This window comes from Sphingopyxis sp. LARHCG72, from assembly GCF_052871675.1.
In genome coordinates, this window is the sequence record NZ_JBIXJU010000009.1 from 1 (window position 1) to 19835 (window position 19835).

Annotated in this window: 18 protein-coding genes and 1 pseudogene; 12 read left to right on the top strand and 7 right to left on the bottom strand. The window is 63.4% G+C overall.

Annotated features, from left to right (window positions below):
- A pseudogene (locus tag ACIPPQ_RS18080) lies at window positions 1-128 on the bottom strand (ATPase); the annotation flags it as partial.
- 406 nt (window positions 129-534) lie between these two features.
- Between ACIPPQ_RS18080 and ACIPPQ_RS18085 the strand changes: the two are divergent.
- The 5 genes from ACIPPQ_RS18085 to ACIPPQ_RS18105 all read left to right on the top strand — a co-directional run bounded on the left by ACIPPQ_RS18085 (window position 535) and on the right by ACIPPQ_RS18105 (window position 3230).
- Window positions 535-1134 (top strand): hypothetical protein, encoded by a 600-nt coding sequence (locus ACIPPQ_RS18085; protein WP_446545454.1) that lies wholly within the window; start codon window positions 535-537, stop codon window positions 1132-1134.
- Entirely contained in the window at window positions 1125-1742 is a 618-nt protein-coding gene (locus ACIPPQ_RS18090; RefSeq protein ID WP_446545455.1) for a hypothetical protein, read from the top strand. The genes ACIPPQ_RS18085 and ACIPPQ_RS18090 overlap by 10 nt, the downstream gene beginning before the upstream one ends.
- Window positions 1743-1874: 132 nt before the next feature.
- The gene (locus tag ACIPPQ_RS18095; protein WP_446545456.1) at window positions 1875-2342 is read left to right on the top strand and encodes a hypothetical protein; all 468 of its coding nucleotides are present in this window, start codon (window positions 1875-1877) and stop codon (window positions 2340-2342) included.
- Window positions 2333-2695, top strand: coding sequence for a hypothetical protein (locus tag ACIPPQ_RS18100; protein WP_446545457.1), 363 nt, complete (start codon window positions 2333-2335; stop codon window positions 2693-2695). Before ACIPPQ_RS18095 ends, ACIPPQ_RS18100 begins: the two co-directional genes overlap by 10 nt.
- 4 nt (window positions 2696-2699) lie before the next feature.
- Window positions 2700-3230 carry an antitoxin Xre/MbcA/ParS toxin-binding domain-containing protein gene (locus ACIPPQ_RS18105; protein ID WP_446545458.1) on the top strand — a complete coding sequence of 177 codons (531 nt, stop codon included), beginning with the start codon at window positions 2700-2702 and terminating at the stop codon, window positions 3228-3230.
- Window positions 3231-3978: 748 nt separating this feature from the next.
- On the opposite strand, the gene hslU is transcribed toward ACIPPQ_RS18105, so the two are convergent.
- From hslU to wecB, 5 genes are read right to left on the bottom strand one after another with little or no spacing between them, the layout of a single operon-like run.
- Entirely contained in the window at window positions 3979-5280 is a 1302-nt protein-coding gene (gene hslU, locus ACIPPQ_RS18110; protein WP_446545459.1) for an ATP-dependent protease ATPase subunit HslU, read from the bottom strand.
- Between the two features lie 4 nt (window positions 5281-5284).
- Entirely contained in the window at window positions 5285-5851 is a 567-nt protein-coding gene (gene hslV, locus ACIPPQ_RS18115; protein WP_446545460.1) for an ATP-dependent protease subunit HslV, read from the bottom strand.
- A 51-nt stretch (window positions 5852-5902) separates the two neighbouring features.
- Window positions 5903-6709 (bottom strand): class I mannose-6-phosphate isomerase, encoded by an 807-nt coding sequence (locus tag ACIPPQ_RS18120; protein ID WP_446545461.1) that lies wholly within the window; start codon window positions 6707-6709, stop codon window positions 5903-5905.
- A 45-nt stretch (window positions 6710-6754) separates the two neighbouring features.
- A complete protein-coding gene (gene wecC, locus ACIPPQ_RS18125; protein ID WP_446545462.1) occupies window positions 6755-8050 on the bottom strand; it encodes a UDP-N-acetyl-D-mannosamine dehydrogenase in 1296 nt (431 codons plus the stop codon).
- Complete coding sequence (wecB, locus tag ACIPPQ_RS18130) at window positions 8040-9155, bottom strand: non-hydrolyzing UDP-N-acetylglucosamine 2-epimerase (protein ID WP_446545463.1); 1116 nt, start codon at window positions 9153-9155, stop codon at window positions 8040-8042. Before wecB ends, wecC begins: the two co-directional genes overlap by 11 nt.
- Before the next feature lie 253 nt (window positions 9156-9408).
- Between wecB and ACIPPQ_RS18135 the strand changes: the two genes are divergently transcribed.
- The gene (locus tag ACIPPQ_RS18135) at window positions 9409-10188 is read left to right on the top strand and encodes a metallophosphoesterase family protein (RefSeq protein WP_446545464.1); all 780 of its coding nucleotides are present in this window, start codon (window positions 9409-9411) and stop codon (window positions 10186-10188) included.
- 6 nt (window positions 10189-10194) lie between these two features.
- Here ACIPPQ_RS18135 and ACIPPQ_RS18140 read toward each other — a convergent pair whose 3' ends face one another.
- Window positions 10195-11199, bottom strand: coding sequence for an NAD-dependent epimerase (locus tag ACIPPQ_RS18140; protein ID WP_446545465.1), 1005 nt, complete (start codon window positions 11197-11199; stop codon window positions 10195-10197).
- Window positions 11200-11526: 327 nt separating this feature from the next.
- On the opposite strand from ACIPPQ_RS18140, the gene ACIPPQ_RS18145 reads away from it, so the two are divergent.
- The 6 genes from ACIPPQ_RS18145 to ACIPPQ_RS18170 all read left to right on the top strand — a co-directional run bounded on the left by ACIPPQ_RS18145 (window position 11527) and on the right by ACIPPQ_RS18170 (window position 19827).
- The gene (locus ACIPPQ_RS18145; RefSeq protein ID WP_446545466.1) at window positions 11527-13509 is read left to right on the top strand and encodes a polysaccharide biosynthesis protein; all 1983 of its coding nucleotides are present in this window, start codon (window positions 11527-11529) and stop codon (window positions 13507-13509) included.
- Window positions 13510-13583: 74 nt separating this feature from the next.
- Window positions 13584-14921 carry an O-antigen ligase family protein gene (locus ACIPPQ_RS18150; protein ID WP_446545590.1) on the top strand — a complete coding sequence of 446 codons (1338 nt, stop codon included), beginning with the start codon at window positions 13584-13586 and terminating at the stop codon, window positions 14919-14921.
- A complete protein-coding gene (locus ACIPPQ_RS18155) occupies window positions 14918-15688 on the top strand; it encodes a polysaccharide biosynthesis/export family protein (RefSeq protein WP_446545467.1) in 771 nt (256 codons plus the stop codon). Before ACIPPQ_RS18150 ends, ACIPPQ_RS18155 begins: the two co-directional genes overlap by 4 nt.
- Before the next feature lie 38 nt (window positions 15689-15726).
- Entirely contained in the window at window positions 15727-17937 is a 2211-nt protein-coding gene (locus tag ACIPPQ_RS18160; RefSeq protein WP_446545468.1) for a GumC family protein, read from the top strand.
- Entirely contained in the window at window positions 17937-19205 is a 1269-nt protein-coding gene (locus tag ACIPPQ_RS18165; RefSeq protein ID WP_446545469.1) for a tetratricopeptide repeat protein, read from the top strand. The genes ACIPPQ_RS18160 and ACIPPQ_RS18165 overlap by 1 nt, the downstream gene beginning before the upstream one ends.
- A 1-nt stretch (window position 19206) precedes the next feature.
- Window positions 19207-19827: a sugar transferase gene (locus ACIPPQ_RS18170; RefSeq protein WP_446545470.1), complete on the top strand. Its 621-nt coding sequence runs from the start codon at window positions 19207-19209 to the stop codon at window positions 19825-19827.
- The last annotated feature ends 8 nt before the right edge of the window (window positions 19828-19835 follow it).

Genomic DNA, 19835 nt, shown 5'->3' on the forward strand with positions numbered 1-19835 from the left:
TGCCCTCCCGAGCGTGCGAACGGCAGATATCCAAGCTCGTCGAGCACGATCAGATCGAGCCGCGACAGCTGCGCCGCCAGGGTCCCGCCTTTGCCGATCCGGGTCTCCTCTTCGAGGCGTGTCACCACCCCTCTTGTTGCGAGTTGGACAGTGGCCGTCCAAGAGTCGCCCCTGCGCAGGCATTTTTCCTTCCGCTTAGGACGGCGCGCGCGAAATTGGACCGTCGCCGCCACGAATGGCGTCCGGCGTGCAGTCATCTCACTGGCCCGATGCGATGATCGACGCGAGCGATAGAGCTTCGGATATCATGCGGCGTCATTTCCAAGCCTGCCACGTGTAAAAGCGCGTGTCGCCGCCACCGATCGGTGACCTAGGTATTGTCGCGACCTAGGACAAGAAGTGCGGCGCGATCACGCGCCGAAGTTCTAACAGAAGAAAAGGCGCAGGTTGGCCCTGCGAGAAGGATGAAAAACATCTGACGCCGGGGCTGCCGCGAGCCCCGGCCCAAGGGCTCGTTCAAAACGAGTAAGCCTAATGACGAACTTCTATCCACCGACCGGCGCAATCGACCTCATGATCGAGCCGCGCCCGACCATGCTCGACCTTGTGATCAAAGGTGGCATCCCGCTGCCGACCGTGACGCGCACCGACAGCAAGCTGATGCGCTATCTGGCATCGGTAATGCACAGCCACGCGTGCCAGGATGTGCTGAACATGGCGGGCCTCCTGGCCGACAGCCTGTTTATCGAGACTCCCTCCGTCATCGTGCGGGCAACGGCCTGCGCTGCGCCGCTGTTCCTCAGCGAGATGGAAGCCGAGGCGATCGCAACCCGGCATCCGGTCGTGCTGCTGCGGCATTCGCAGAGGCAGGCCGCGACTGATGTAACGATCGATCTCGTGATGCCCGACGACGGCGATCTCCGGTGGCTTCAAGACTATCGGCTGTTCCGTGGCCTCTCGGGCGACAGTTGGCTGGTGCCCTATGGCGATGGCCCCTCCGTCCGATTGCTGCCTCACGGGCTCTTCCTGACTGAGCACGCGCCTTACGTCGACGACTGGGATCGAACGGCTGGCATCGAGCGCGCAAGCGCGCATCTCGATGCCCATTTGCATGGAGGCTGGTCATGGAGATGAAAAAGCGACCGGCGCCAGACGGCCTCGATTTTGTACCCGTAGAGGGCGGTAGCGATCCCAATCTCGTATTCGGGGTCGTCCGACGCCGGATTGGAAAGGGAGCGATCCAGACCGCTCCTGCTTCCGTGCTGCGTCGTCTCTCGCCGGGGCGCAAGGCCGATGTGGCCGCACCATGGGAGCCTACCTGCTACCGCTGGGACGTCCTGCTTCCGCCGATGGCGCACGACGATTGCCTCGATCCCAGACGCCTGTGCGAGAAGTACGAGGAGCAAGCCTGTGAAGGATTGAAGGATCTGCTGGTCATGATGACGATCCGCTTTCCTGACGCCGACCGTATCCATGCCATCTGGGAAGACGTCCGAGCTTTCGCTCGCGACCGCCTCTGCCGCGAACGCAATCTCGCCGTCATCGCCGCCTTCCACCTCCCGGTCCAGATCGGCTCGACCAACCCACCGCACATCCATTTGATGGCGCTTGCCAGAGAGCTCAAAAGCTACGGCTTCACCGACTTTGTCCGGCCGTTGGCGGCAGATCCCGGCAAGGCGATCTTCGCCGCGGAGTGGGCGGAATGGCAAGCGCAGCAAGGACGCGGCGCCGACGGCGCCTGACGAAGCGGCCTCTTGCCAGCGCGTGGCGACTGACGTCGCAAAGTGTCTCGAAAGAAAAAGGTCCAGCTATGGCTGGAGCGATGAAGGAAAGCAGCCGCTGCCCAGCCAGCGCTGCCAACGAATGGATTGTACATGTCAAAATACCCCACCGCGACCGAGCGGGCCGAAGAAATGGAAACGCTGATGGCGGCGCTCGCCATCATCCAGGTCGCCGAACTCGATCTCGACGAGAAGCCGCCGATTCTGCCCGTGCAATGCGCCCATTATCTGATCGCTGCCGACGCCGATCTGCTCATCGTTCCTACCAAACCCTCGGCCGCTGGCGATCATCATGTCGTCGAGGACATCATGTGCTTGTCGCGCTGCGACGCCCTGCTGGTACGCGTCGCACGCCCGAGCACCGGCGAGAAGCGAGTGCTCGTAGACATCGGGATCGACGGCCTCGTTCCCGTCTGGTTCCGGGAGTATCGACCCTGCCTGATCGAACGCGCACTCCATTTCGTGCCCGATCAGGATGCAAGCAAACCCGCATTCAAACTGACCAAGCACGGCCTGGAGCGGGCGGCGGACTTCGACGCCCTGAGCTCTGAGTGGCTCTGACCCGCGAAGAGTGGGGTCGCACCGACGAATATGAAAAGGAAGAAGTCATGCTGGTGGTAAATGTCGAGATCTGGCCTTGGGGCCGCGAGGAGAGGAAGTACAAGATCGGCGAGATCACCGCCGGGAATATCGCAGGCGGCCGAATCTCGAGCTACGAGGTTCGCGTTCAACAGGCGGGTTACGAGCCTGAAAGCGTACCCGCGATCGATAAAGAATTCCTGCTTCCCGATCACGACCGCCGCGCGGGCGCATTGGCGCTCATTCGTGACGCGCTGCTGATTGCCGTGCCACCTACCGAAGAAAGTTCCGGCGAGGCTGGTGCTGGGACCGAGTCAACCTCGAAGGAGGGGTGAGGCGATGGATAGGCCCCCCGGTTCCCCGCGCTCTGGCTCCGCCGGCAGGACTGATATTGCACGGTTTGCGATAGCTAACCGGCGCCGACTAAGCGGGCCTGGCCTGCGCGCCTTCCTCGCTATCGCCGACCTTTGGGGACTGACCGAGGAGCAGCGCCGGCTGATCCTCGGTTATCCGGCTCGATCGACCTATCATGGCTGGGTGAAGAAAGCTCGCAAGGGTCAGGGCATCACCCTGGATCTCGATGTTTTAATGCGGATTTCGGCGGTCCTCGGCATTTACAAAGGGCTTAGAATTCTCTTCGCAGACGAGGATAAAGGTGTCGAATGGCTTCAGAGGCCTCATAAAGCGCGCGTTTTCGGTGGCGCGCCGCCGATCGAACTCGTCACCAGCGGAACTCAAGATGCGCTGATGACCGTGCGGCGCTTCGTTGATGCCGCCTGCGACGGACTCTACATGGCCCCCTCCTCGGATGAGCGCGATACGCCGCCCTATGACGATAGCGAGATCATATTCGATGGCACGGACGATTGAGGACGCATCCTCTATACTGCCCCTCGTTCGCTGACCGCACCATGCTAAATCGCGACGAAGTTTTCGCGCCATCCGTTCATGCCTGATTGCGGCCTCGCGAAGCCGGACCGCCAGAAACGGATCGTCGGTCGCGCTGGCTTTCAGGCGGGCGACACGGGCTAGCTGTTCATAACAGACGGCGTCGCGTTCAGGCTCCATGTCCAGCCTGATATCATGGTCAAATCAACGATTAGCTAAGTCACGCAAGAATCCTCCTCACCGAAGCAACGTGAAGATTCATATGGCAAAAATTCCGCCGAACCGTCGAAAGACAGCATATAAATCTCTTCGCAAGATCGCCGAGAAGCTGGGCGTTCCATTTATCGTTCGTCCACCGGTAGCACCGTCGACGGAGGATGGGGAGCACGGTGAACTTGCCGATCCGAAACGCTGATCAACTTGGGCCATTTGTAAGCGTACGCCGGTGATACGCTCAAAGGCGCACCGGGAGGGCATCGGACATGATCTGATTTTCACCCGATGCTCATTGTCTCGCTGTAATTACCGCTCGACCCGCTGCGCTAGCGACCCAGCGTAGCGGGGCAAGCTCAAACGAGTGTGGGCCCCTATGGCTGAGTCGATCTTCGTTTGAACCACGGATCACCCGTTCGATCGACAACCAGCTGGTCAGCCGGATATTGCCGCACGAGCGCGATGGCCTCGTCTGCCGGGGCCGCTCAGCCACAAGCGTCCTAGCGACACCCGATGATCAAAGCACATATTTGCTGAGGTCGGTGTCGCCGACAACCTCGGCGAGCTGGCGGTCGACATAGGCGGCGTCGATATCGAGCGTCGTGCCGGGTGCATCCTCGGCGGTGAAGCTGATTTCTTCGACGAGCCGTTCCATGATCGTCTGGAGACGGCGTGCGCCGATATTCTCCACCTTCTCGTTGACCTCGGCCGCCAGCCTCGCGACGCGCGCGATCGCGTCGGAGGTGAAGTTCAGCGTCACGCCTTCGGTGCCGAGCAGCGCGACATATTGTTCGGGCAGGCCGGCCTTCGTCTCGCTGAGGATGCGAACAAAATCTTCCTCGGTCAGCGCGCCGAGTTCGACGCGGATGGGCAGGCGGCCTTGCAATTCGGGAAGCAGGTCGCTCGGTTTGGCGACGTGGAAGGCGCCCGAGGCGATGAAGAGGATATGGTCGGTCTTCATCGGGCCATATTTGGTCGCGACGGTCGTGCCCTCGATCAGCGGCAGCAGGTCGCGCTGGACGCCTTCGCGGCTCACCGATCCGCCGCGGACGTCGCTGACCGCGATCTTGTCGATCTCGTCGAGGAAGACGATGCCGTTGGCCTCGGCGTCGGCGAGCGCGACGCGCGCGACATCGTCCTGGTCGAGGCGCTTGTCCTGCTCCTCCTCGATCAGCCGGGTTGCGGCCTCGATCACCTTTAGCTTGCGGCGCTTCTTGGGCAGGCCGCCCATCGCCTTGCCGAGCATGTCGGACAGGTTGATCATGTTCATCTGGCCCGGCTGGCCGGGCAGGTCGAACGGCATATTCGGCGCGTCGGCGACCTCGATCTCGACCTCGCTGTCGTCGAGATGCCCTTCGCGGATGCGCTGGCGAAAGCTCTGGCGCGTCGCCTCGCTGGCGCCCTTGCCGGTCAGCGCGTCGAGCAGCCGCTCCATCGCGGCCTCTTCGGCGGCGGCGCGCACGGCCTCGCGGCGGCGGTCCTTCTCGAGCCGCACGGCTTCCTCGACGAGGTCGCGCGCAATCTGTTCGACGTCGCGGCCGACATAGCCGACCTCGGTGAACTTGGTTGCTTCAACCTTGATGAACGGTGCGTCGGCGAGCTTCGCCAGACGGCGCGAAATCTCGGTCTTGCCGCAGCCGGTGGGGCCGATCATCAGGATATTCTTGGGGCTCACCTCGTCGCGGAGGTCGGGCGAAAGCTGCTGGCGGCGCCAGCGATTGCGCAGCGCGACCGCGACCGCGCGCTTGGCGGCGTTCTGCCCGATGATATGCGTGTCGAGCGCGGCGACGATCGCCTTGGGAGTCAGGTCCTTGTTCATATGATTATGCCTGGATTTCGATGGTTTCTTGGGTGAACTGGTCGTTGGTGTAGACGCAGATGTCGGCGGCGACCTCCATCGCCTTGCGGACGAGTACCGCCGGGTCCTTTTCATAGTCGACGAGCGCACGCGCCGCTGAGAGCGCGAAATTGCCGCCCGAACCGATTGCGGCGATCCCGCCCTTGGGTTCGAGCACGTCGCCGTTGCCGGTGATGACGAGGGTTACCTCCTTGTCGGCGACGATCATCATCGCCTCGAGGTTGCGGAGATATTTGTCGGTGCGCCAGTCCTTGGCGAGTTCGACCGCCGCGCGGAGCAACTGGCCGTTATGGCGTTCGAGCTTGGCCTCGAGCCGCTCGAACAGCGTGAAGGCATCGGCGGTCGCGCCCGCGAAGCCGCCGATCACGCTGCCGTCGTGGAGGCGGCGGACCTTGCGGGCGTTGGGCTTCATGACCGTCTGGCCCATCGACACCTGGCCGTCACCGATGATGACGACCTTGTCGCGGCTGCGGGCGGAAAGGATGGTGGTTCCGTGCCAAGGCGAGGCACTTTGCGCATGGGGATTGGTCATGGGCCGGGATATGGGAGAGGACGGGCGGGCCCGCAAGGGGAGGGCGATGGGTCAGGCGGGCCAGGTCAAAAGCGCGCGGCCGCCGTCGTCGATTTCGATCGTCGATGCGTCGGTGAGCAAGACCGCTTCGCCGAGCGCCACATCTTCGCCGCCCGCACGACACCCCGCCGACAGCGGGACGAACGTCAACTCGCCGGTCGCACGGTCGAGGAGCGCGGGGTCGACCGGCGCCGATAGTTGCGCGAGGCGGAAATACGGGCCATCGACCAGCATTCGGTTCGCGGCCGGATCGACGACGGTGTCGCGCGGATCGTGAACCGGGCCGGGCGTCGCGACGGCGAGCCCCGCGTCGAGATGCAGTTCGCGCGGGCGGTCGTAATCATAGAGGCGATAGGTGCAGTCGACATTCTGCTGCACCTCGACGATGGTGAGCCCGCCGCCGATGGCGTGGATCGTTCCGGCGGGGTTATAGACGAAATCGCCGACCTTCGAGGGGCGCCAGTCGAGCAGGTCGACGATCGAGCCGTCGAGCGCCGCTTCGTGCAGCGCCGCGCGGGTGGTGTCCCGGTCCAGCCCGACGCCGAGTTCCGCGCGGTCGTCAGCGGACAGGACGAGCCAGCATTCCTCCTTGCCGCGCGGATATCCCGCCGCCCGCGCCGCGGCATCGCCGGGATGGACCTGGATCGACAGACGCTCGGACGTGAAGAGGAATTTGACGAGGATCGGCGCATCATCGCCGGCGGGGTTGGAAAACCAGATTTCGCCGATACGCCGGTCGCCAAAGTCGCCGAATTCCTGCGGGATATCCGTACGCCCCCAGGGTTTTTCGACGACGATAGTTTCAAGGCGTGTCAACATCTTCCCCAAATGCGGGAGGGGAATAGGGGCGTCAAGCGATGAGCGTCAGGCCGCGCGGTGGAGGCGGCTGCCGTTGCGGCCGTTCGGCTGGTCCAGCCACAGGCCGCGCGTGTCATAAACGATCTTGTCGCTGCGCTCCTCGATCGGGATCGACTTGAACAAATCGTGGTCGACGAGGACGATGAGCAGGTCGCAATCCGCCAGTGCGGTGTCGAGGTCGATCAGTTCGGCGCCGGTGCCCGCGAACTCCATCGGCAGCCCGCGCGCATAGGGCTCGACGATCTCGATCCGCTTGCCGAAGCGGCGTGCGAGCGCGGCGGCAACCTCGACCGCGGGGCTTTCGCGAAAATCGTCGATATTGGGTTTGAACGCGAGGCCGAGGCACGCGACGCGCGCGTCGGGGTGCTGCGACACGAGCATTTCGGCGGCGCCGATGACATGCGCGGTCTTGGCGAGATTGACCTCGCGCGCGGTACGGATCAGCCGGCTGTGGTCGGGGGCGCCATGGACGAGGAACCATGGGTCGACCGCGATGCAATGACCGCCGACGCCGGGGCCGGGCTGGAGGATGTTGACGCGCGGATGGCGGTTGGCGAGGCGGATCACCTCCCACACGTCGACCCCAATCTGTTCGGCCATCATCGACAGCTCGTTGGCAAAGGCGATATTGACGTCGCGATAGCTGTTCTCGACCAGCTTCACCATTTCGGCGGCGCGCGCCGAGGTGGTGACGCAGGCGCCGCGCACGAACTGGCGGTAAAAGGTCATCGCGCGGCGCGCACAGCGCGGCGTGATTCCTCCGATGCAGCGGTCGTTGTCGATCAGCTCGACGAGGATGCGGCCCGGCAGAACGCGTTCGGGGCAATAGGCGATGAAGATGTCGGCGGCGCCGCTGCACGCGCCCGGAACCTTGAGGTCGGGGCGCAGCTCAGCGATCAGTTCGGCGAGTTTTTCGGTCGTCCCGACGGGCGAGGTCGATTCGAGGATCACAAGATTGCCCGCCTCGAGCTTCGGCGCGATCGCGCGCGCCGCGGACAGGACGTGGCTGATGTCGGGGCGATGCTCTTCGTCGTGCGGGGTCGGCACGGCGACGACGAAAGTGTCGGCGGCCGCAACCTCGGTCGACGCGACGAGCGCGCCGCGCGCGACGACGCCCTGGACGAGGCCGTCGAGATCGACTTCCTCGATATGCACGCGGCCGCTGTTGACGGTGTCGACGACGCTTTGGCTCACATCGACGCCGGTGACCTTGCAGCCCGATCGCGCGATCAGCGCCGCGGTGGGAAGCCCGATATAGCCGAGCCCGAGGACCGTGACCTTCTGTTCCGTATCAATGGGCACGCGCTACAATCTCCGCAATCTGTCTTGCCGCCGTGCCGTCACCGAACGGATTATGGGCGCGGGCCATGGCGGTATAGGCGTCCTTGTCGTCCAAAAGCTTGAAAATTTCGGAAACAATACGCGCTTTGTCGGTCCCCACAAGCCGCGCGGTGCCGGCTTCGATCCCTTCGGGGCGCTCGGTCGTCTCGCGCATCACGAGCACCGGCTTGCCGAGCGAGGGGGCTTCTTCCTGCACCCCGCCGCTGTCGGTCAACACCAGTTCCGATGCGCCGAGCAGGCGAACGAAGTGCGGATAGTCGAGGGGGTCGATCAGCGCGACATTGGAAAGGCCGCCAAGGATCGGCTCCATCGCGCTGCGAACGTGCGGGTTCGGGTGGACGGGGAAAATCACCGCGACGTCGTCGCGCGCGGCAATGGCGGCGATGGCATCGGCGATAGCCTTCATCCCGTCGCCGAAATTCTCGCGCCGGTGCGAGGTCACGGCGATGATCCGGCGGCCCGCGAAGCGCGCGAGCAACGGGTCAAGCCCGGCCGCGAGCGACGGCTCTTCGTCGATCCGTGCGGTGGTCGCGAGCAGCGCGTCGATGACGGTGTTGCCGGTGACGTGGATCCGATCGGCGGGCACATTTTCGGCGCGGAGCGCGGCGGCCGCGGTCTCGGTCGGCGCGAAATGAAGGTCGGCGACCGCGCCGGCGACCTTGCGGTTCACCTCTTCGGGCCAGGGGTGATAGATGTTGCCGCTGCGCAGCCCGGCCTCGACATGCCCAACCGGGATCTTGCGGAAATAGGCGGCGAGCGTCGCCGCCATCGTCGTCAGCGTGTCGCCGTGGACGAGGATACGGTCGGGCTTTTCGGCGTCGAAAGTTTCGCCGAGTCCGACCACCAGCCGCGCGAGCAACCCGTCGAGCGTCTGGTCGGCCTGCATGACGTCAAGGTCGATGTCGGGCACGATACGCGCGATGTCGAGCACCTGATCGAGCATTTCGCGATGCTGCGCGGTGACGCAGACGCGCGCGTCGAGGCCGCCCTGCGCACGCAGCGCGTGGACAACCGGAAACATCTTTATCGCTTCCGGACGCGTGCCGAAAACGGTCATCACCTTCATATCAATCTCCTGACCGAACGCCCGGCCGCGACCGGCGGCGGGTATCGATACGCCATCGCGCCATAGCCGGCAAAGCTTGCAACACCCTTAAGCGCCGATGATCGCGGCCGATTTTCCGGATAGACGACATCGATGCAACATTTGCGCGATAAAGCTGTATATTGTCTCGCGGAACGGCGGAGGCTAGGGGCGTCCGCGACGCGCCGGCCGCTATTCCCGCGCTCGATATATATATTTGGAAGTTGGGTTTTTCATGTTCTGGAAGCGTAAGAGCAAGCCGGTTCCGCCGCCCCCGGCCAGCTTCTCCATCCCGGCAGGGCAGCGCGTCTATGCGATCGGCGATATCCACGGGCGCGACGACCTGTTCGCCGAATTGATCGCGCTGATCCGCGCCGACAATGCCGCGCTCGGGCCGGCGCGCGTCAGCCTGATCCTGCTCGGTGACCTGGTCGACCGTGGCCCCCGGTCGGCCGAAGTGGTCGAACGCGCGCTCGGCCTGCGCGGCGAATTCGACGAGTTGCGGCTGCTTATCGGCAATCATGAGGAATGTTTCCTGGCGGCCTTGACGGGCGATGTTCGCCGTTTGCGCTATTTTATGCGCATCGGGGGCGAAGCGACGGTCCAAAGCTATTGGAAGGGCGATACCAATCTCGCCGACGCGACGTTCGAAGAGGTCGCGGAACAATTGCCGCCGATGGTCCCGCAGGCGCATGTCGATTTTCTCGGCAATGGCGAGGACGTGATCGCGATCGGCGACTATGTCTTTGTCCATGCCGGTATTCGGCCGGGCGTGCCGCTGGAACGGCAGGCGCTGGCTGACCTGCGCTGGATCCGCGACGAATTTCTGGGCGACGCGCGCGATCATGGCGTCATGGTCGTCCATGGCCACACGATCCAGGACGAGGTCGATGAATGCCCCAACCGCATCGGGATCGACACCGGCGCCTATAAATCGGGCGTCCTGACGGCGATCGCGCTCGAAGGAACCGACCGGCGCTATCTCCAGACCGCGGGCTTGGCGGAAGCTGCCTGACCGCGGTCAGCCGATGCCGCAATAATCCCTGTACCAGTCGACGAACCGCGGCACGCCAACCTCGATGCTCGTCGCGGGCCGGTAGCCCAGCTCGTCGCGGATGGCGTCGATATCGGCATAGGTTTCATGGACATCGCCCGCTTGCATCGGAAGGAAGCGCTTGTCCGCCTTGCGGCCGCAGGCGTCTTCCAGAACCTCGATCAGCCGCATGAGCTGTTCGGGCCGGTTGTTCCCGATATTGTAGATGCGGTGCGGTGAAACGCTGCCGCCCGCCTTGGGCTGGTTGTCGTCGGGGGGCGGGTTGTCGATACACGCAATGACCCCGGCCACGATGTCGTCGATATAGGTGAAGTCGCGCTTCATCTCGCCATTGTTGAAGACGTCGATGGGGCGGCCGTTCAGGATGCGCTCCGCGAACAGCCACATCGCCATGTCGGGCCGGCCCCACGGACCATAGACGGTGAAGAAACGGAGGCCGGTGAGGGGAAGACGGTAAAGATGCGCGTAGGTTTCGCTCATCAGCTCGTCCGCCTTTTTGGTGGCGGCATAGAGCGACACGGGGTGGTCCACCCGGTCGCTCACCCGAAAGGGCTGGCTCTTGTTCGCGCCATATACCGAGGAGCTCGAGGCATAGACCATATTCGCAACGCCGCGGTGGCGCGCGATTTCCAGCATGTTCAGGTGGCCGACGAGGTTCGACTGGACATAGGCGTGCGGATTGGTGATCGAATAGCGGACACCGGGCTGGGCGCCCAGGTGGATGATGCGATCGATCTTTTCCTCCTTCAGGGCGGCTTCGAGTTTGGCGGCGTCGGCGAAATCGATCTCGTGAAAACGAAAATTCCGGCTCCCCGCGTCGGCAAGGAGGCGCAGCCGATCGCGTTTGAGCGCCGGGCTGTAATAATCGTTCACATTGTCGATCCCGATGACGGTATCGCCGCGCGCGAGCAGCTGCCTTGCGACGTTCATGCCGATAAAGCCGGCCGCGCCGGTCACCAATATCGTCGTCATGTCCTTCTTTCGTTGTTGTCGCTGATAGGCGCGATTCGATGCCGGACATAGAAGGTCCGCCTTTTTCGCACGTTAACACCGGAGGGCGGCCAAGTCGAAGCGCTCGGCCGGCGTCGGTACGGCGTGCTCGCAGCCGGACGAAAACCGCGCTCCGCCGGGTTTTGGATTGATTGTATTGCGATGCAACACTAATACCGCGCCTCATTATGCCGCTTGAATCCTTCGGTTGTTCGCCTTGGTCTTTTGAAGACGTAGAGGATCGTCAAGAACGGGCCGTTCGGGCACGACTGGTAATTTGGCCCGCCCCGATCATTGGTTTCTGAAGCGATGAAATCCGACAACGAAATCCCCAGCGCCCTGATCGCGCTTTTCATGAATGTGCTGCGGCGGCTGGCGGACCTTCCGCGCCCGCTCCGCCGGCTGACCGCCTTCGCCATGGACGCGGCGCTGTGCGTCCTTTCGGTGTGGCTCGCCTTCTCGATCCGGATGGGGCAATGGGAGCTTGTCAGTCCGCCGGTGCTGACGGTGATCGCCGTCGCACTCCCGAGCTGGTTCCTGGCCGCATGGTGGTGCGGGACCTATCGTTCGATCATCCGGTCGGCGGGGGGGCGGACGATCGCAAATATCGCGGTGGCGTGCCTGCTCATGTCGTTGCCGATGGTGACGATCTTCACCTTTCTCGGACTGGAAGGCATCCCGCGCACCGTCAGCATCCTCCAGCCGATGATCCTCCTGATCCTTCTGGCGACGAGCCGCGTCCTTATTCGCTATGCGCTGGTCGATGTGCTCCACCTCGTGCATCGCGGACGCCAGCAGCGCGTCGCGATTTACGGTGCGGGGCGTGCCGGCCAGCAACTGGGGCTGGCGCTGCGTCACGAAGGGCACCTCGTCCTCACCTGCTATTTCGACGATGACGAGAGCCTGATCGGCGACCGGATCGACGGTATCCGCATCCATCCGCCCTATGATATCGGCCCGCTGGTCGGCGAACTCGCGATCGACGAGATCCTGCTGGCGCTGCCGAGCACGACGCGGGCGCGGCGCGCGGAGATCGTCGAAAGCCTGAAGAAATTCCAGGTCAGCGTCCGCTCGCTGCCCAGCATCGGCAATATCATCGACGGCGAAGTGTCGATCCGCGACCTCAAGGACGTGAAGGTCGAAGACTTGCTGGGGCGCGACCCCGTCCCCCCGGACGAACTACTGCTGGGCGAGGCGATCGCCGACAAGATCGTGCTGGTTTCGGGGGCAGGGGGATCGATCGGTTCCGAACTATGCCGCCAGATCATGGCGCGCGGGCCGCGATGCCTGGTCCTTGTCGAACGGTCGGAATTCGCACTTTACAGCATTCTTTCGGAATTGGAGGAAGCCGGCGACGAAGACGCTTCGGCTGTCATCATCCCCGAGCTTGCCGACGTGTCCGACGCCGCATCGATCCGCCGCGTCATGGAGCGATATCGCCCGCAAAGCGTGTTTCATGCCGCGGCCTACAAGCATGTGCCGCTGGTGGAAAAGAACCCCGTTTCGGGCCTGCGGAACAATATCTTCGGCACTTATCATTGCTGCGTCGAAGCCGAACGCGTCGGCGCGTCGCGCTTCATCCTCGTCAGCACCGACAAGGCGGTTCGCCCGACGAACATCATGGGCGCGTCGAAGCGCGTTTGCGAACTGATCGTTCAGGCGCGGGCGGACGAGGGCGATGGCGAAACGATTTTCTCGATCGTGCGATTCGGCAATGTGCTCAGCTCCAGCGGATCGGTGGTCCCGCGCTTCCAGGCACAGATAAATGCGGGCGGGCCGGTGACACTGACGCACCGCGAGGTGACCCGCTATTTCATGACCATCCCGGAGGCCGCGCAACTCGTGTTGCAGGCGGGTGCGATGGCGAAGGGCGGCGAGGTTTTCGTGCTCGACATGGGGCAGCCCGTGCGCATCGTCGATCTGGCGCGGACGATGATCCAATTGTCCGGCCGGACGGTCCGGGACGAACGGAACCTCGACGGCGATATCGTCATCGAAGAAATCGGTTTGCGTCCCGGCGAGAAAATGTATGAGGAACTGCTGATCGGCGATAATCCCGAGCCGACCAGTCACAGCCGTATCATGAGAGCAAAGGAGGAACGGCTCGGCTGGTCCGAGTTGTCCGAGTGGTTGGACAATATGCGGCGAGCGCTTGAGTCCGGTGACGCCGATGGCGCGATGCTGGTCGTCCGTACATTGGTGCCGGGCTACGCGCCGACGAACTCCCGGGAGAGCGCTTCGCCGGCCGCGGAGCCGAATGATGACAACGACAACAGGGTCGCAAGCCGATGAAAATATCGTTCAACACCATGGACTCAAAGCAAGGGGGCGGGGCGAATCCTTCGCGGATCGCTTACCTCGTCTTGATGCTATTGCTCGTCGCGGGCTTCCTCTTTGCCGGGGGCGCGCGGGACGACCTGTTGTCGCTGTTGGTCTGGCGTCCGCTTTCGATGGTCGTCCTGGCGATTGCGCTCGTCGTCGGCTGGCGTGCTGCGTGGCTGAACGGCCGCGCGGTGGTGGCGCTCGCCCTGAGTGTCGTGGGGCTTACCGCCCTGCATCTCGTCCCGCTTCCGCCCGCGATCTGGACCGCGCTGCCGGGGCGGGACATTCTGGTGTCGATTTATCGCGATGCCGGGATGGCGCTGCCCTGGCAGCCGCTGTCGGTCGCGCAGGCGCGCACCTGGAACGCGCTTTTTTCGCTGGCTGCGCCGGTCGCCGCGCTTATCCTTGTCCTGAACCTCGACGCACAAGGTCAGCGCAAATTGATGCTGGCGTTGATCGCGCTGGGTTTTGTGAGCGGCATCATCGGAATGCTGCAGGCTCTGGGGCCGGCGCAGGGGCCGCTCTATTTCTATCGCATCACGAACAACGGCGTCAGCGTCGGCCTGTTCGCGAACCGTAATCACCAGGCGGCTTTCCTCGCGGCCATGTTCCCGCTGATCGCGGCCAATCTGTCGCTGTTCAAGGGTAAGCCCGAACAGCTTTTTTTCCATCGGGCGATCGCGATTGCGGGGGGGCTTTTGCTCGTGCCGCTCATCCTGATGACGGGGTCGCGGGCCGGGATCGTGCTCGGGATCGTGGGCATCGCCTCGGCCTGGTGGGTTTTCCGGTCGCCGGTGGCGCATGTTCGTTCGGCGGAACGCAAGACCGACAATCGCAAACGGTTGATCGGTTTCGGTCTCGCGGGGGTTCTTCTCGTCTTTTCGATCATCGTCGCCATGCGCACGCCGGCGCTCCAGCGTCTAGTTGAAACCGATCCCGCTGACGAATTGCGCCTCAGCGCCTTGCCGATCATCGTGCAGGCGATCGAACGATTTTTCCCGTTCGGAAGCGGCGCGGGCACCTTCGTCGAAGTGTACCAGATTTTCGAGCCGAACAAGTTCGTCACGGCCTTCTATTTCAACCATGCGCACAATGATTTTGCCGAATTGCTGCTGACGACCGGTCTGCCGGGCGTCGCGCTGATCATTTGGGCGGCGTTCCTTGGCCTCGCTTCGCTGCGATCGCTTTTTCGCTCACGAGGCGAGAAGCCCGGCGAACGGGGTTTTCAGGCCCAGGTTCTGGGGCGTGCCGGGTTTTCGATCATCGCCATGCTTGCACTCTATAGCGCGGCTGACTATCCGCTCCGCGTTCCTTCGCTTATGCTGCTGGTTGCAGTGGCGGCGGCTTGGTGCTCAGCGGCCTATAAGGCGGCACGGAAGTGAAGAGGTTTATGCTGCAAGCGAGTTTCAAGCAACGCACCCGCAAGGGCTTCGTCGGTGCAATGGCCGTCATCCTGATGGCAACGTCGGGTTGCGCCGGCAACAGCCTGACAAAGGGCGGACTTGGCGGGCCGACCGTGACCCTTGTCGACACCAGCGAATTGCCGGGGCCGAACGGCGAGGTCGGTGCCGCGCAAGGCTATGAATATCGGATCGGCCCGTATGACAAGCTGATCATCGACGTGATGGGCATCGAACAATTGTCCGATCGCCGCGTCACCGCCGATGGCGGCGCGAACATCACGCTTCCCGTTGCAGGCGTCGTCAATCTCAACAATCTGACGATCGGCGAGGCGGCGGACCGTGTGACGCAGCAGCTGCGCGCGGGCCATATGCGCAGCCCCAGGGTCGCGGTGAACCTCGAAGAAACCGTCAGCCGCTATGTGACGATCGACGGCGAAGTCCAGCAATCGGGCAATTACCCGGTTGTCGGCGGCATGACGCTGATGCGCGGGGTTGCCGCGGCGAAGGGCGCGACGGAATTTGCGAAGCTGCGCGAGGTGGTGATCCATCGTAATGTGCAGGGCCGGCAGATGGTCGCGCTCTATGATCTCGCCGCTATCCGTCGCGGCGCATATGCCGACCCCATACTCTATCCCAATGACGTGGTCGTGGTCGGTGAATCGCCGGGACGCCGCATGTTCCAGCAGTTCATTTCGGTCGCTCCGCTTCTCGTTTCGCCGCTGGTCGCGGTCCTCGACAATCGCTGATCTTCCTGTTCGGGTGAGTTCTTAAATTTATGTCCAACATGCAATCTCCTGCACAGACGTTCAGCCAAGACGGGGGCTCGGCGGACACGCGCCAGTTCTGGTCGGCGCCCACGATTCTCGAATATTGGAACGCGCTGAAACGGCACGTCTGGCTTGCGGGTGCGATCGTGGCGGTGACGCTCGTCATCGGCGTCATTCTGACGCTGCTGATGACGCCGCAATATACGGCGACTTCGCGGATCGAGATTGCCCGCGAACAGGCCAATGTCACGAATGTGGAGGGATTGAAGCGCGAGGATAGCACGCCGAACCAGGAATTCTATCTGACGCAATATTCGCTGCTCAACGCGCGCTCGCTGGCCGAGCGCGTCGAGCGGCGCCTCCGCCTGTCGTCGAACAAGGATTTCTTTGCGGCCCATGGCGTGACGCCCGAAGGCGAGGGCTTTCTTTCGTCCGAAGGCAGCGCCCCCGTCTCGGTGGAGCGCATGCGCGGCCGCCAGCGGCAGGCCGTCGATCTCTTGCTGAAGAATGTCGCAATTTCGCCGCTGCGCGGTTCGGCGCTCATTGACATCAGCTATACCAGCGCGTCGCCGACTATCTCGCAATCGGTCGCTCGCACCTGGGTCGGCGAGTTCGCGCAGCAGAGCATGGATCGTCGATTTGCGTCCACTTCGGATGCGCGCGTCTATCTGGAAACGCGCCTGCAGGGACTGCGCGAACGGCTCGAACAATCCGAACGCGACCTGGTGAACTATGCCGCGCGGCAAGGGATTGTGAGACTTTCGGAAACGAAGAGCGGCGAGGGGCGGACGCAGACCACGCAGACGCTGGCGTCGAGCAATCTCGAACAGCTGAACCGCGTGCTCATCGAAGCGACGGCCGAACGGACGGCCGCCGAAGCGAAGCTGCGCGCGGCGCGATCGCCGGGCAGCACCGAATTGGCGCTTCAGAACCAATCGTTGAACCTGCTGCGCCAGAAACGCGCAGAAGCGCAGGCCAAATATCAGGACCTGCTCGTCCACTTCGAACCCGAATATCCCGAAGCCAAGGCCGGGCGTGAGCAAGTGGCTGCGCTCGATCGCGCGATCTCTGCCGAGGAACGCCGTGTCCGCGATGCCTATCTGTCGGAATTCGACGCCGCGTCGCAGCGCGAGCAGGACCTGCGGCAGCGCGTGAACGGCTTGCTCGACAAGTTCGACACCGAAAGCCGTTCGAACATCCAGTATAATATATACCAGCGCGAAGTGGATACGAACCGCCAGCTCTATGATTCCTTGCTGCAGCGCTACAAGGAAATCGGGGTCGCGGGTGTCGGAACCAACAATATCTCGGTGGTCGATTCCGCTCCCATGCCGGAAAAGCCGTCGTCGCCGAAGCTCCTGATCAATGTGATCATGGCGCTTCTTGCCGGCCTCATGCTCGCAGCCATCGCGGTCATCGTGCTCGAAAATCTCGACGAAAGCCTGCGTGAACCCGGTCAGGTCTCGAACAAGCTGGATGTGGCTTTGCTCGGGGCCATCCCGGTGGTCGACGACGATGCGCTCGAGAAGCTGGACGATCCGAAATCGATCCTCTCCGAAGCGTATATGACCGTCCGGACGAACCTCAGCTTCTCGACCGATCATGGCGTCCCGAAAACGATGGCCCTTACCAGTACGTCGCCTGCGGAGGGCAAATCGACGTCGGCCTACTCGCTCGCGCTGGTGCTTGGCCGGACCTCGGGCTCGGTCGTGCTCGTCGACGTCGACATGCGCCGGCCGATCCTCGCCTCGCGACTGGGTTTGCAGAACATACGCGGCGTTTCGAACTTCCTCGCCGGCGACGACAATTGGGAACAGCTGGTTCAGGACACGGGCAAATCGAACGTTCATTTCATCGCTGCAGGGCCGACGCCGCCGAGCGCGTCGGAACTGCTCAGCGGCGAGCGCCTGGCGCTGTTCGTTCAGAAGCTGGCAAGCCGTTATGACCATGTCATCCTCGACAGCCCGCCGATGCTGGGCCTCTCCGACGCCCCCCTGATCGCCAATGTCGTCGAAGGCGTCGTCTATGTCATCGAGGCCGACCGCACGGCGGTTCGCGCGTCGCAGGCGGCAATTCAGCGGCTTCGCGATTCGCGCGCACACCTCCTTGGCGCCTTGCTCACCAAGTATCGCGCAAAGCAGTCGGGCTACGGCTATGGCTATGGCTATGGCTATGGTTATGGCCGCGACGGCGCGGAGGATGGCGGCGTCGACGGAGCGCGTAACTGATGCGTTCGGCGGAACGGCGGCGATCGACGCGCGACGAGCTGGCGAAGAGCCTGACGCCGGGCATCATCGTCGCGCTGTTTGCGGGTTTGCTCGCCGCAATCCTGGCCTTTTCCCAGGCGGCCGCTTCGACGGGAATCGTCATCGACACCTTCCGTCCGCTTGGCGGAGGGTTCTTCTCGTGGAGAAGCGGGCAGAACCAGCTGACGCAAAAGCTCTACGACAATCGCGGCAAGGTCGACGCCAAATTGCTGTTCGCGACAGGCCGCACCGGCCTCGGCTATGCGCCGCTGTCGGCGCGCTCGCTCTGGATGGTCGGCAAGGGGTATGAGGCGAAGGCCGATCTGCCGCGCGCGCGCCAGGCCATGTTGCGCGCCGAGCGGATCACGCGGCGGGAGGCCTCGGTGCAGCTCTGGCTCGCCGAAGATGCCTTGCGCCGCGAAAAGATCGAGGCGGGCCTGCGCCACTATGACCTGATCATCCGGTCGAGGCCGGACTCAACGCAAGAAATCCTGCCGCGCCTCGCTGCGATCATGGTCGCGCCGGAGGGCCGGAAATATCTTCAGCCCTATGTTCGCCAGAGCAATCCCTGGTTCCCCGAACTCCTCGCCGTGGCGGTGGATCGCTTGCCGCAGGCCGAACCCGTCGGCCGGCTTCTGATCGAACGAAAAGCGAAGGCGCCCGACCTGCGTCAACTCGACGCCGTCTATGCCCAGCTGGTGTCAAAGCTGGTTTCGCAGGGCGCGGATGACGTGGCGCTCCAGCTTTATCCCTTGCTGCCGCGCGGCAACAAGGTGGTGCTCTCGGACGTCAGCGGTATCGTCGATGGAAAGACGGTCGAAGGATATCCGCCCTTCGTGTGGCAATTCGGCAACGAGGCCTATGGCGCGACGCTGGTAAGCGTCGGCTCGGGCGGAGCGGGGATGGAGTTTTACGGCGCATCGGGCACCGTCGGGGTAGCGGCCTCAAAACTGGTCGCCCCGAACGGATCGACGCAGTTCCGCTGGCGGGTTCGCGAGCGGACGCCCAATCTTCAGAGTTCGGCGACGTGGGTGGCAACTTGCCTGTCCGGGCCGAATGAAGGTGCACGGGCGGTTTCGGTCAACCTGCTCGACACAAAGACGCCCGCCAATCGCGATATGGTGATGTCGCTGCCCGCGGGGTGCGACATCGTTCGTCTCGACATGCGGATCGTCGGCGGCATCGGCACGAACCCGGCCAGCCTTATCGTGAGCGGCCTTTCGTTGGGAAAAGCCGCGGCGGCGAATTGACGTGATCAAGCGCTTCATCGACATCGCCGGTAGCGTACTGGCGCTGATCTGCTTGTCGCCCATTCTGCTCCTGGTCGCGCTGCTCGTCCGGACGAGGCTCGGTGCGCCGGTCCTCTTTCGGCAGGAACGCCCGGGCAAGATGGGCAAACCCTTTCGCATGATCAAATTCCGGACGATGACCGATCGCCGCGATGCCGACGGGCGATTGTTGCCCGATGCCGATCGGCTGACGCCGTTCGGACGCTGGTTGCGCGCGACGAGCCTCGACGAGCTTCCCGAACTCTGGAACGTGTTGCGCGGCGATATGAGCCTGATCGGCCCCCGGCCGCTTCTGATGCAATATCTGCCGCTCTATTCAAAGGAACAGTGGCGGCGGCACCATGTGCGGCCCGGGGTGACGGGCTGGGCACAGGTCAACGGGCGCAACGCGCTGAGTTGGGATGAAAAATTCGCGCTCGACGTCTGGTATGTCGATCATCACAATCTGTGGATCGATCTCAAGATCCTGTTTCTGACGGTCAAACGGGTGGTCGGGCGCGACGGCATCAGTGCCGCCGGCGACGCGACGATGCCGGTCTTTACCGGGAGCGCGGGCGATCCGCGACGCGGCCCGGACGACTGACCGCGCAG